At 27.6% G+C, this 10,911-nt stretch carries 15 protein-coding genes and 1 tRNA gene; 13 read left to right on the top strand and 3 right to left on the bottom strand.

What is annotated here, in order from left to right; all coding sequences use genetic code 11:
• Nucleotides 1-96 precede the first annotated feature (96 nt).
• Nucleotides 97-540, top strand: coding sequence for a hypothetical protein (locus ACOYLP_RS07780; protein WP_422855612.1), 444 nt, complete (start codon nt 97-99; stop codon nt 538-540).
• A gap of 281 nt (nt 541-821) precedes the next feature.
• On the opposite strand, the gene ACOYLP_RS07785 is transcribed toward ACOYLP_RS07780, so the two are convergent.
• Nucleotides 822-1,634 carry a YqiA/YcfP family alpha/beta fold hydrolase gene (locus ACOYLP_RS07785; RefSeq protein WP_422855613.1) on the bottom strand — a complete coding sequence of 271 codons (813 nt, stop codon included), beginning with the start codon at nt 1,632-1,634 and terminating at the stop codon, nt 822-824.
• Nucleotides 1,635-1,636: 2 nt separating this feature from the next.
• Entirely contained in the window at nt 1,637-2,461 is an 825-nt protein-coding gene (locus ACOYLP_RS07790; protein WP_422855614.1) for an ion transporter, read from the bottom strand.
• Nucleotides 2,462-2,509: 48 nt separating this feature from the next.
• On the opposite strand from ACOYLP_RS07790, the gene ACOYLP_RS07795 reads away from it, so the two are divergent.
• The 7 genes from ACOYLP_RS07795 to ACOYLP_RS07825 are packed head-to-tail and all read left to right on the top strand — an operon-like array spanning nt 2,510 to nt 6,023.
• Complete coding sequence (locus tag ACOYLP_RS07795) at nt 2,510-2,800, top strand: hypothetical protein (RefSeq protein ID WP_422855615.1); 291 nt, start codon at nt 2,510-2,512, stop codon at nt 2,798-2,800.
• Nucleotides 2,797-3,090, top strand: a complete 294-nt coding sequence (locus ACOYLP_RS07800) for a hypothetical protein (RefSeq protein ID WP_422855616.1) — start codon at nt 2,797-2,799, stop codon at nt 3,088-3,090. Before ACOYLP_RS07795 ends, ACOYLP_RS07800 begins: the two co-directional genes overlap by 4 nt.
• Nucleotides 3,091-3,130: 40 nt before the next feature.
• Nucleotides 3,131-3,646, top strand: coding sequence for a hypothetical protein (locus ACOYLP_RS07805; protein WP_422855617.1), 516 nt, complete (start codon nt 3,131-3,133; stop codon nt 3,644-3,646).
• A gap of 6 nt (nt 3,647-3,652) precedes the next feature.
• Entirely contained in the window at nt 3,653-4,591 is a 939-nt protein-coding gene (locus ACOYLP_RS07810; protein ID WP_422855618.1) for an FISUMP domain-containing protein, read from the top strand.
• Nucleotides 4,592-4,617: 26 nt separating this feature from the next.
• Nucleotides 4,618-5,313, top strand: a complete 696-nt coding sequence (locus ACOYLP_RS07815) for a hypothetical protein (protein ID WP_422855619.1) — start codon at nt 4,618-4,620, stop codon at nt 5,311-5,313.
• A gap of 37 nt (nt 5,314-5,350) precedes the next feature.
• The gene (locus ACOYLP_RS07820; protein ID WP_422855620.1) at nt 5,351-5,638 is read left to right on the top strand and encodes a hypothetical protein; all 288 of its coding nucleotides are present in this window, start codon (nt 5,351-5,353) and stop codon (nt 5,636-5,638) included.
• Between the two features lie 46 nt (nt 5,639-5,684).
• Nucleotides 5,685-6,023, top strand: a complete 339-nt coding sequence (locus ACOYLP_RS07825; protein WP_422855621.1) for a hypothetical protein — start codon at nt 5,685-5,687, stop codon at nt 6,021-6,023.
• 210 nt (nt 6,024-6,233) lie between these two features.
• Here ACOYLP_RS07825 and ACOYLP_RS07830 read toward each other — a convergent pair.
• A tRNA-Met gene (locus ACOYLP_RS07830) sits at nt 6,234-6,307 on the bottom strand.
• Nucleotides 6,308-6,356: 49 nt separating this feature from the next.
• On the opposite strand from ACOYLP_RS07830, the gene ACOYLP_RS07835 reads away from it, so the two are divergent.
• The 5 genes from ACOYLP_RS07835 to ACOYLP_RS07855 all read left to right on the top strand — a co-directional run bounded on the left by ACOYLP_RS07835 (nt 6,357) and on the right by ACOYLP_RS07855 (nt 10,898).
• Nucleotides 6,357-7,454 (top strand): tyrosine-type recombinase/integrase, encoded by a 1,098-nt coding sequence (locus ACOYLP_RS07835; protein ID WP_422855622.1) that lies wholly within the window; start codon nt 6,357-6,359, stop codon nt 7,452-7,454.
• Between the two features lie 404 nt (nt 7,455-7,858).
• Nucleotides 7,859-8,260 carry a hypothetical protein gene (locus ACOYLP_RS07840; RefSeq protein ID WP_422855623.1) on the top strand — a complete coding sequence of 134 codons (402 nt, stop codon included), beginning with the start codon at nt 7,859-7,861 and terminating at the stop codon, nt 8,258-8,260.
• A gap of 89 nt (nt 8,261-8,349) precedes the next feature.
• Nucleotides 8,350-9,558 carry a hypothetical protein gene (locus ACOYLP_RS07845; RefSeq protein ID WP_422855624.1) on the top strand — a complete coding sequence of 403 codons (1,209 nt, stop codon included), beginning with the start codon at nt 8,350-8,352 and terminating at the stop codon, nt 9,556-9,558.
• Between the two features lie 53 nt (nt 9,559-9,611).
• Nucleotides 9,612-9,995 carry a hypothetical protein gene (locus ACOYLP_RS07850; protein ID WP_422855625.1) on the top strand — a complete coding sequence of 128 codons (384 nt, stop codon included), beginning with the start codon at nt 9,612-9,614 and terminating at the stop codon, nt 9,993-9,995.
• A 660-nt stretch (nt 9,996-10,655) separates the two neighbouring features.
• Complete coding sequence (locus ACOYLP_RS07855; RefSeq protein WP_422855626.1) at nt 10,656-10,898, top strand: hypothetical protein; 243 nt, start codon at nt 10,656-10,658, stop codon at nt 10,896-10,898.
• Nucleotides 10,899-10,911: the final 13 nt, after the last annotated feature.

The following is a 10,911-nucleotide window of genomic DNA, read 5'->3' on the forward strand; positions in this document are numbered from 1 at the left end:
ATAATAATGTTACTTATTTTCTGTTCTTTTAAAATCAAAAGGATAGGTTTGATAATTTTGGTTATTTTTGTTAAATAAAAATTAAATATAGAAATTATGAAAAAAGTTATTTTATGTGGCTTCTTGTTTTTGAGTATAGGAGCTAAATCGCAAACATTTAAGTACAGAATTGTAACAAGTATTGAATCTATTGTTCCTGGAGGTGGTGGTAGGTCAAGAATTATTGAAAATGGTACAGAGGTAGATTATACTCAGTTTACAACTGTCAGAACTAAAGACGGAAAAGAAAAGACCGAAAAGGACAGAAGTGATGTTAAAATTGACAATTTAAAAGAATCTACTTTGGTTAATTTTTATAGTTTCGTTGGGATTAATTTTCAGAATATTGCTTCTAATGATGCTATGATTACATCGATGTTAGATAAATACAGTAAAGACGGATGGGATTTGTTCAACATCGTTAGTGGTGTAGAGAGTGATTCGGGTAAAGGGGATGGTACCGGTATTTTTATTACACGCTTTTTTTTCAGAAAAAAATAGTTTTGGAATATTTTCATAAAAAAAACCTAACATTTTATTGTTAGGTTTTTTTTGTAGCGAGAGGGAGATTTGAACTCCCGACCTCAGGGTTATGAAAATATCTTATATATTTTTACGAGCCGTAAACCCCTTTAAAATATAGGGTTTTAAAAATCTCTAACTAAAAAATCTGTCATTTCCTCACTTGAATTCCTCACTTGGAGCATCTGTAGATTTATGTGTTAATAGCGAAGGTAATAGGTTGGTTATTGAACTTAAAGTTAGATGGTAATTTTAAATAATTACATTGAGATTAATTCACTTTTAATATTCTCTAGCATTTCTTCTACTTTTTCAAATCTATGAATTGTATTATAATAATAGAGCTTGTTTGGGACATTATTTTCTTTTAAGTATTCAAGCATTTCATCAAAGCCCAGCAATTCATCATAATTAGCAAGGTGAAAGGTAAAATGATTCCCTTTATAGTGTTTTAATTCTTCTTTACATTTCTTCTCAAAACTGGCTAAATAATTAAGATATGCCACGGTAAAAATCCAATGTTCCTCTGTTTTGAGATTTTTTTTATGTTGATTAATCTCTTTTTTCAAGGAAATACTTGGCGACCAACTTGGGTTGATGGATTGCACTTTAATAGCATCCGATGGATTCATTGCTCTAACATAGTTGGCATAAAATCCTCCTAGCGATGTGCCAATCACAAAAAGGTTGCCATAATGTTCTTGAATCAATTTGCCTATTTGTTTTATGGCTTCGTTGGGATTATAATTGAGTTGAGGTGCAACGATCTTAATTTCATTCGACAATCCATTATCATTTAGCCATTTTATAATGCTATTTTCTTTGTTGCCAGGGGCACTATTAAAGCCATGCAATAACAATATGGTGGTTTTGAATTCATAATTTGGCGATAGAAATTCATAAGGTATACCTATGTTTTGATTGTTATATTCCACTACTATGCCCTTGATGAGAGGAAGTAGGTTTTTGGTGTCAGGTATTTGTTGGAGTATGGTTCCAACTGGGATATCCAACGTTGACCAAAGGTTAAGTTTGGAAGAGATTGGTTTTATGGTTTTGAATAGTTTTGACATATTTAGGATTTAGTATTGTTGTATAGTTCTTCCAACTTTTTTAAAATTTCATTTTGCTGATTCTCAACAATATCTAATTGTTTTTTTAATGCATCAATTGATTTATCATTCTCTTCAACATCATCTGCTATAGAGCTCATTTCATTAATAAAAACACTATTTATTAATGACAAACCTAGTATACTTCCAGAGAACACAATAATCACAAAGTAAAATTTTGAAAACCCTGTTATCATTGGTGATGAATTATATTGTATTTCAGAAACAACATCAGAAAAACCATCTCCAGAGAATATTTTGAAAATAGTATAAAAACTATCGAAGGCATTTTGAAAATAATTTGGAGCAACATTTTTAAATAAACTAACTGATATTAAAGATATTACAGTTGTAAATACTATAAATGCAAAAAGTATAAAGGTAACACCCTTAAAAGCTTTAAAGAGCTTTTTACTTATTTTCTTCCCGTTAGGTATGTATTCTATAATACGAAGTGTTTTAAAAATTCTAAGTGACCTTAGCGCAATGAAGCCAGTTAATATTTCAAAGTTTGGACTAAAAAGTATTAGAATACTAGGGAGTGATAGTAGTATTGAAATTAAGTCAAGTTTATTCCAATTATTTTTAAAATAAGATTTAAAACTGGAATGTATTACAAATATTGAATAACCAATTTCAATTGTAAAAAAAAGAGTTAAACCAACATCTATTAGGTCGAAATACAGATAATAGGGTTTAAAACAGTTAAATGAGTGCAGATAGATTATTATGATATTTAATGCTATTAACTTAAATATCAACCTCTCATTTCGTAATGCATTTTTCATTTTTACAGGATTTTTTGTAAATTTAACAAATTTTTATAAAATAAATTTATGGGGTTCTTTATTCAATCTTTAGTTAATATTCTATTAGGTCCTTATTTAAGAAATAAGGCAAATAAACTTAGTAATACTGAAGAATACCAAAAAGTACAACAAAAAATAAAGAAATTGGAAGCTGAGATGGAAGTCTTACATCAAAAAGATGAAGAATGGGATAAGTTAGCTAAAAAAGGGACAACTGCATATGAAAAATCTATGGAAATTAGTATGAAATTGACAGATGACAGGATAAATAAAGTATTGCAATCTCTTAAACCAAAAAATAAAAAATCAAATAAATGATATTAGGTGGAATTATAATTGGCGCATTAATTTACTTTATCTACATACCCTACAAAGCTTGGAGATTAAGTAAAAATCCTGATTGGATTAAAAACCAAGAGAAAATAAAGAAATTGGAAGCCGAGATGGAAGTCTTACATCAAAATGATAAAGAATTGGATAAATTAGCTGAAGAGGGTACAAAAGCATTTATTAAATCTAACAATTATAGTACAGAATTAGCTATGAAAAACTTACGTTCGACAATTGCAGAATTAGAAATGGAGACAATAAATACTAAAAAATCTTAAGATAAAAATAAAATTTAAAATTATACTATCAGATTACTTTATGAAAAAAATTATTAGATTAAATTGGATTATATCGTGCATTGTTATTTTGATTGCACATCAAATAATCATATACAATTTTGGGTTATTAAAATTTAAAAACCTGAGAGTCATATTAATGTTGGTATTTGGAATACTATTATTTACTAATATTTTTAGAATTAAAAGGGAATTAAATGAACGAAAACCAAAGTCAAATGAAAGTTTTTTAGTCAGGTTATTTTCATTCTTTTTAGTTCCAATATTCAAATTTAGAATAAAAAAGCTAATAAATTCTAAAGAATACCAAGCCGATTTATTAGAAGCTCAAGAGGCTCAAGAGCAAATTAGAGTTTCTAGCGAAGAATTGAAAAAAAATACTGAACAAATAAAAATAAAAATTGATGAACATGAAAAGTTAATAAAACAAATGCAAAGCGAAGGAATTGATGTTACTATGGCTAGTTCAACTGAAGAAATATTGAATAAAACTAGAGACAAGCACAAAGATATTTTGAATAAGTATAATATTAAATAATTAAATATGACTAAAATTAATAATAACGTTGTTACTGATATTGACGGTAATTCTTATAATGGAATCCAAATTGAAAATCAATTTTGGCTAACCGAAAACCTAAATGTTTCTAAATATAGAAACGGGGATGAAATACCCCAAGTTCAAGATAAAAAAGAATGGAAAAAGTTAACTACTGGTGCATGGTGTTATTATGAAAACAATGCTGAGAATGGATCCATCTATGGTAAATTATATAATTGGTATGCCGTAACTGACCCAAGAGGAATAGCACCAGAAGGGTATCATATTCCTTCAAATGAAGAATGGGATACATTAATTGCCAATTTAGGTGGAGATTATGGTGCAGGAGGTAAAATGAAAGAGAAAGGAACCACGCATTGGAATAGCCCTAATGAAAAAGCTAATAATCAAAGTGGGTTTACAGCACTTCCAGGTGGTATTCGCTGGGAAGAAGATAATTTTGATTATATAGGAAAGACAGGTGCGTATTGGTCCGTATCAGAATACAATCCAGAGTTAGGAAAAGAAAGAAGAATAAACAACAGCCTTAAGAATGTTATTCTTTCATATAGTCAAAAAAGGCAAGGAAGTTCAGTTAGATGTTTAAAAGATAGCGATGAATTAGCTTCTGGAATTAAACTTGGAAACCTTGAGGTTTTCCAAAAGGATATTGGTCAGTTTAGCTTTAATGACGCAATGTTAGAATGTGCAAAAATTGGAGGCGGTTGGAGAGTTCCTTCAAAAGAAGAATTAAATCAATTATTTGAAAATAGAATAACTATTGGTCAATTTACTGAAGGATTTTATTGGAGCTCCACCAATGCGGATGATATAGCAATTGGAAGTGCATGGGGACAACGATTTAGTGATGGATTTCAAAATCATGGCCCTAGATCAAATAATTACAAAAATTTTATTAGACCAGTTAGAAGTATTAAGTAGATTTAATCAATTTTATGGAGGAAAACATGGAAAAGAAATTAGCTTATGCAATTAAGAATTTATTATCTGATTCTGAAAACAAGTCAAAATGGGAAAATATAAAACTTCAACAAGATAAAATTGCTAACACATTCAAACAGTTAAAAAAAGAAGCTCCAGAATACTATATCCCCTTAAGATTAGCATGTTCTGTTTATTTAACTTATGGTGCAAAAAATAGCAATCTAATTTTGCCATATACCGTTAACGATTTTCAAAAGGCTTGGTTAGAAATAAAACCATTGAATAACGAGTCTAGTGAAGAATTATCAAAAAGATTTGAAAAATGGTTAAACGCTAGAAAAAATTTCAGATTCTCCAAAAAATCAGGGAAGAATTTTGCTAATTTTTTTGAAAGTTTTGATCCAGTTAAGGAAATTGAATTGTATAAATCATGTAATTCAAAAAAGGAGCTTAAAAAGTTTTGGATGAGATTTGAAGGTGTTGGGCCTCAATATTCAAAAAATCTATGTATGGATGAACAAAATATCCATTTTGTTAATTCAATAAAAATTGATTCAAGATTAAATTCCATTTTAAAAGGAACACAAGCAGAAAAGTATTCGGATTCAGAAAAAGAAGTACTATTTTTAAACGTAGCTAAAAGCATAGGGTTAACAGGTTGGGATGTGGATAGAATTTGTTTCAATTTTAGAGATAAAATAATACATTCCATAAAATAGATTTATGAATATTGTAAATGATATTAAAAAGTAAACCATGAGTATATTAGGAAAAATTATAGGAGCGGTACTTAAACCTAAATTTGGAAAAGAAGCAAATAAGATTTTAAATTCGGAGGAATATCAAAGCACGTTGAAAGAAATGGCTCATTCTACGGATGAACTTAATAAGTTAACTAATCAAATGAAACCATTGGTTAAAGATTATCGAAAAAGTGTTAAATCTATGCAAGAAGCTGGTCTAAAAGTAAAGCTTGGTCAAACTCCTGACCAAATGTCTGAAGCTTTTTATCAATGGCAAAAAGAGCGAAACGAAGCCTTTTAAAAAGACAATCTAAGATCGAAATAAAAGAGTTTTTATAAAATTTTAAATGATAACCAAAAAACACCAAAGAAAAAATTTTCCTATTGATGTGCCTCATAGAATAGCTATTGATTTATCGTTCAATGAGGAGGAATACCAAAAACTCATACTTGGATTATCTCCCAAAGAAATGGAGAACAGATGGCGCATCAAGTTTGAAAACGATATACTTTTTTTTCAGCGTTCATGGACGGGATATACCATTTTTGAAGCTAAGATTCATAAAGAAAAAAACAGATATTTTATTAACGAATTTCTTGCAGAAAGAAACCCAGAGAAATATCGAAATACTGATGATACTTATGATATTGAAGTAATTACAAGAAAAATTAATAAGCTTTTATAAAATGGGATCTACAATATTCTAATACTTGTATTAGTTTGATGGGCAGCTATATTAATATTTCCTCACTTGAAAAAATACTCCTTTTTTGTAGTGATGGCAAGGCTTAAAGCTACTAATGATCTCTACTTCCTCACTTGAGCAAATTTTCAATCTTTATGTTAAAATGCATAAAAAAACCCTTAATGCATTGAATACTAAGGGTTTGTATAGTAGCGAGAGGGAGATTTGAACTCCCGACCTCAGGGTTATGAATCCTGCGCTCTAACCAACTGAGCTACCTCGCCATAAGGGGAAATTGGGTGCATTAATTAAAAGTGGCACAAAAGTGTCAAAATGAGTTACGAATTTAGAAATTTAAAATCATTCAAATTAAATGATGAAAGGGTTGGTGTATCTTTTTATTACAATAATAGAAGGTACCGTTTTTTTAATTCTAAAGCAATTAATGAAAACTTCAATCCAAATCTTTGTAAAGATGAAGAAAAGAAAAAGCAATTAGACTTAATGTTAAATTCTTTTTCAAAAAGTTTAGAAAAAGGCTGGAGACCATTAAAAGAAAAAAAGAATAAATTAGTGAAGCCAATAGATATTAGATTTATTGATGCTTGTGTTATTTCTTATAACCAAAAAATTAAGTTGGATTATAGTGTTTATTATAAAAAGGATTTAAAAACGGCAAACAGCAAAATAATTAGATTTATTGAGACTAATAATTATTGTAATTTAATGCTTAGCGAATTTGATTCCTTGATAGCGAGGGATTTAATAAATTATATAAGCAATTCAAAACGTGTTCAATTAAATTATAAAAGAACATTTTCAGCTTTATTGTCTGAGATGTTTATTAAGTTCAAAATGACAAATCCATTCCAATTTGTTAGACTAGTAAAAACTGAAGAAATTTTACATAAACCAATAAAAGATATAAAGTCAGTTTTTGATGAGCTTTATGTAGAAAATAAAAATCTACATTTATGTTGTCTTTTAGCTTATGGCTGTCTATTGAGACCACATAGAGAAATTAGAAATTTAAAATGGGATGATTTTAATGAGGATTGTACTCAAATTAGCTTAGCTGGAAATAGAAATAAAGGTAAAAAAAATAGAATTGTACCAATTCCACAGTTTGTACAAAAATATTTGAAAAAAGGTAATTCAGAGGATAACATTTTTTCAAATAATGAATATCCATTCAATGAAGACTATTTCAAAACGCTTTGGAGTAGATATAAGAAGAAATCTAAGTTAATAGAACCCGATAATACTTTATATAGTTTTAGACATACTGGAGCAATTAACGTTTATGAAAAAACTGGAAGCTTAAACAAATTACAGCAAGTTATGGGACATAGTAGCATTAATGTTTCTTTAACTTATTTGAGAGGTCTAGGAGTTAAACAGCTTTCAGTTGATGATATGCCTGATTTATAAAAATTCATAAAAGATTAACCCCTCCAAAACTGATTAAAGATTGAACTATATATAGGAGAGTGGGGGGTATCCAAAAAAACACCCAAAAGAGGCGTACTTCATTGAGAGATGCATCCAGCCATTTTTATATAATTTTCGGGATAAGTATATTAAACAATTTTTTAATTTTAGATTCTAGTTATAATTTACCCCTAAATACCCTCTTTACAATATCAGTTAAATTGACTATAGAGAAAATCTTACTTGTATATCTCAAATATTTTGTTTAATTCTGCAACTGAATATAATATAATAGATAAAATAATATCTTGTGAAGATTTCTAAAAAGTATATAATTTAAGAAATTCTCAGGCTTGTGGGGGTTATTATAAATTTAGTAAATGATAATTTTAAAAATAAAAACTATGAATTTCAAATTAAATAAAATAGAAAAAAGATTAATAATTGTACTTATGACAATTAACTTATTTGCATTTTTTGTTAATCACTTTCGTCTATCGCCAAGTTTTGATATTGGGGAATATCCAAAAACAGATGAAGTGTTTTTATTTACTGATGCAAAAGAAAATAAAATGCTGAACGATAATAGCTATTCTGATAATTACGATTTATATGATTTAAGAAGTTCAGAACATTTTTACCCTTTTACTAAATTTATTGAAAAGGAAAATCCTTCTTATTTCCATAGTGAAGGTTATTATTTAAAAACTCGTTATCGTGGATTATTTCCTGACTATGATAAATCAGAATTTTTTGTTTATACACTTTTAATTTTTGCAGTAGTTTTAGTTAGAAAGCTTTGGTAAATTATTTGATTTTAAATTTCATAAAAACTAAAATAATTTTTAAAAAATAACTAAGGATAGTTGGGAAATAAAATATAATAAAATACCTTATGAATGTTAACGTTATACACGAATTAAAAAAATTTTTGAACAATCCAAATGAAGTAACTTTAGAGTTTTCATTTGTAAATTTTGAAAGCTCTGTTTTTCAAGGTATTAGAACGATAAAAAATTTAACAACTAAAAAAAGATGTTTAACGGTAGCTATAGTTAAACAAAGAACTTTAGGAAGTGTTAGTTTCTTTTTTAGAGATAGTCCGACTTATCAATTTGCGTTAACTGTTGAAGAATCTGACCTTTATAACGAGAATAATTCCTATGAGTGTTTGGTTAGTAAATTTATTGTTCTTGGGAATGACCCAATTTTGGGTAATCAAATAATAATTAATTCATATTCAATTACTGTTTATGCATCTTTGAATGATAGTAAACCAAGAGGATTAGATTCTTTTAGTATTAATCAAATATATTCAGATTGCACTTCAGTGAAAAGCTATAATTATGCATTAGGAATTGATACCTTGAAAAAACCAACTTATAATGAACTAAAGAAGAATAGCCCAAATAACAATTCAAAAGGGAGCAATAAATTTTTAATACTAGGTGTAATCTCATTAATAATCATTTTTATTTGTATAATATCAAACATTGATAACAATGGTCAAGACACAAATATTGATAACAATGAATTTGAAGTTGATACAACTTCAATAGACACTACTGTAAGTATTCCTGAAAAATCAGAATTTTGGATTGAAAAGAAATATCAAAATTTTAGCTACAGTATTCCTGAAAGCATGAAATTGTTTGAAAACCTATCAAATGAAAATCAACAGGTTTTTGTTGATGAAGATAATAATATTGGAATTACAATTTCACATTCAATTTTACCTGATGGAAATGAAACCAAAACTATTCGCTCTCTAATTAGTAACAATACACGTGAATTTGCTTTAGATGCAAATAATGAACAAAAGAAAAATTTCAATGATTTTCAATTAATTGATTATAATTTTGACATGCTAGGTAATATAGAATCATTTTTAGTAACTCACTCCTCAACTGAATTATCTGGCAACAACATAAGTATGATAATGAAAAGCTATTTCGTGATTTCTTCACCTAACTATTATTCTATTTCTTTGAGTTATCCTGAAAATTCAGTTTCTAAAGAAGAAATCATAAAGAAAATAGTTGATTCTTTTAAATTCAATTCAGTTGAATCTGAAAATCAAATAGAATTTGATAGTATTAATTAATAATATTTTCTATTAACTAAAGAAATTCTAAGTCAATTAATAAAGAACTTAAAATGCTATTTTCTCGACCTCAAAGAAAACCAATTTTTTACGAAGAAATATATTATATCAATTCTGAACAGGAATTGGTTTGTCGATTTTCTCCTTATTCTGTTATCAAAAAAGAGTTTGAAAAAATTGGTTTAGATACAAACGGAGCTACAATTGAAGAATTAATGGCTCAAATTAGCCTAATGTTTTTGGAAGGATACACCTCTAAAATTGAAGAAGACCCTTACTATTCGCTGGGTCAATTTAAGCAAACTGAGTTCTATAAAATTCGTTATGTGCTTTTAAACCATCTGAAAGAATTAGGCTTTTATCTTTATGATTACAAAGAGGAAATTATGCCTGAAAAGATTAAAGCATTTCATAAAAAAATAAATGAACAAAAATGAAAATTGGATATATCGCAGTAATGTCTGCAATTTTTCTTTGGGGTTTAACTTACTTAATTTCTATTATTTTGATTCTAAGTAGATTTTCATGTATTTTAAAATTAAAGACAATTGTCCATAAAGTTAGTTTTTATAAAATTCTTTTTCTAATAACTTTTATTTTACCTTTTTTGGCTGCAACAGTTTATAGAATTGGAGGGTTTTTACAGGGAAATAGATTGATATATTGGGGTTGTTTTATAGAGGATTTTTATAAAACTTTTTTTATTTGGAAACTGGTTAGTTTGATAATGTTTTTTATAATGATTATAACTCTAGTCAAACCATCATTTTTTGGGTTTAAAAAAAGACTAGATATAATATTTTCATATATTTTATTACAATCTTATAATTTTATAATGATATTAATTTATTTGTTATTTATATATTATACATCAGGTTATTTATCAGGAAAATCATGGAATTGTTACTAAAATAAATATTATCATGGAAGGAAGACATTTTGCGGTATTATCATCTATATTTCTTTGGAGTTTGACCTACTTAATTGGTTTTTTAATTATTTCAAATAAGTTTTCAAAAGGTTTTTTGTTTAGTAAAATAACATCCAAATTAAAAATTTATAGAACTATTTTTATAATAACAATAGTATTTCCTTTTATGGCTGGAATATTCTATGGAATTGGTGGTCGGATGGAAAGAGGAAATTCAATTGCTTGGGGATGTTATATTGAAGATTTTATAATGTCTTTATTCATTTGGTTCCTAGTAGGCATAATACTTTTTTTTGTTATGATTTATGGTTTCATTAACCCGAATAAGTTAAATTTTAATAAAAGAGTTGATTTATTTTCAACCTATATAGTTATTCAATTTTTTGCTTCACTGCCTATCCGCGTTTAACTTTTCTTTTGTT

It is taken from the genome of Flavobacterium sp. (assembly GCF_049318325.1).
GTDB lineage: Bacteria > Bacteroidota > Bacteroidia > Flavobacteriales > Flavobacteriaceae > Flavobacterium.

Bases quoted from the DNA above. Each gene is read 5' to 3' on its own strand.
- ACOYLP_RS07855 (WP_422855626.1), top strand. From the start codon at position 10,656: ATGGCTGGAATATTCTATGGAATTGGTGGTCGGATGGAAAGAGGAAAT.
- ACOYLP_RS07810 (WP_422855618.1), top strand. From the start codon at position 3,653: ATGACTAAAATTAATAATAACGTTGTTACTGATATTGACGGTAATTCT.
- ACOYLP_RS07845 (WP_422855624.1), top strand. From the start codon at position 8,350: ATGAATGTTAACGTTATACACGAATTAAAAAAATTTTTGAACAATCCA.
- ACOYLP_RS07825 (WP_422855621.1), top strand. From the start codon at position 5,685: ATGATAACCAAAAAACACCAAAGAAAAAATTTTCCTATTGATGTGCCT.
- ACOYLP_RS07815 (WP_422855619.1), top strand. From the start codon at position 4,618: ATGGAAAAGAAATTAGCTTATGCAATTAAGAATTTATTATCTGATTCT.
- ACOYLP_RS07820 (WP_422855620.1), top strand. From the start codon at position 5,351: ATGAGTATATTAGGAAAAATTATAGGAGCGGTACTTAAACCTAAATTT.
- ACOYLP_RS07805 (WP_422855617.1), top strand. From the start codon at position 3,131: ATGAAAAAAATTATTAGATTAAATTGGATTATATCGTGCATTGTTATT.
- ACOYLP_RS07850 (WP_422855625.1), top strand. From the start codon at position 9,612: ATGCTATTTTCTCGACCTCAAAGAAAACCAATTTTTTACGAAGAAATA.
- ACOYLP_RS07785 (WP_422855613.1), bottom strand. From the start codon at position 1,634: ATGTCAAAACTATTCAAAACCATAAAACCAATCTCTTCCAAACTTAAC.
- ACOYLP_RS07795 (WP_422855615.1), top strand. From the start codon at position 2,510: ATGGGGTTCTTTATTCAATCTTTAGTTAATATTCTATTAGGTCCTTAT.
- ACOYLP_RS07800 (WP_422855616.1), top strand. From the start codon at position 2,797: ATGATATTAGGTGGAATTATAATTGGCGCATTAATTTACTTTATCTAC.
- ACOYLP_RS07835 (WP_422855622.1), top strand. From the start codon at position 6,357: ATGAGTTACGAATTTAGAAATTTAAAATCATTCAAATTAAATGATGAA.
- ACOYLP_RS07790 (WP_422855614.1), bottom strand. From the start codon at position 2,461: ATGAAAAATGCATTACGAAATGAGAGGTTGATATTTAAGTTAATAGCA.
- ACOYLP_RS07780 (WP_422855612.1), top strand. From the start codon at position 97: ATGAAAAAAGTTATTTTATGTGGCTTCTTGTTTTTGAGTATAGGAGCT.
- ACOYLP_RS07840 (WP_422855623.1), top strand. From the start codon at position 7,859: ATGAATTTCAAATTAAATAAAATAGAAAAAAGATTAATAATTGTACTT.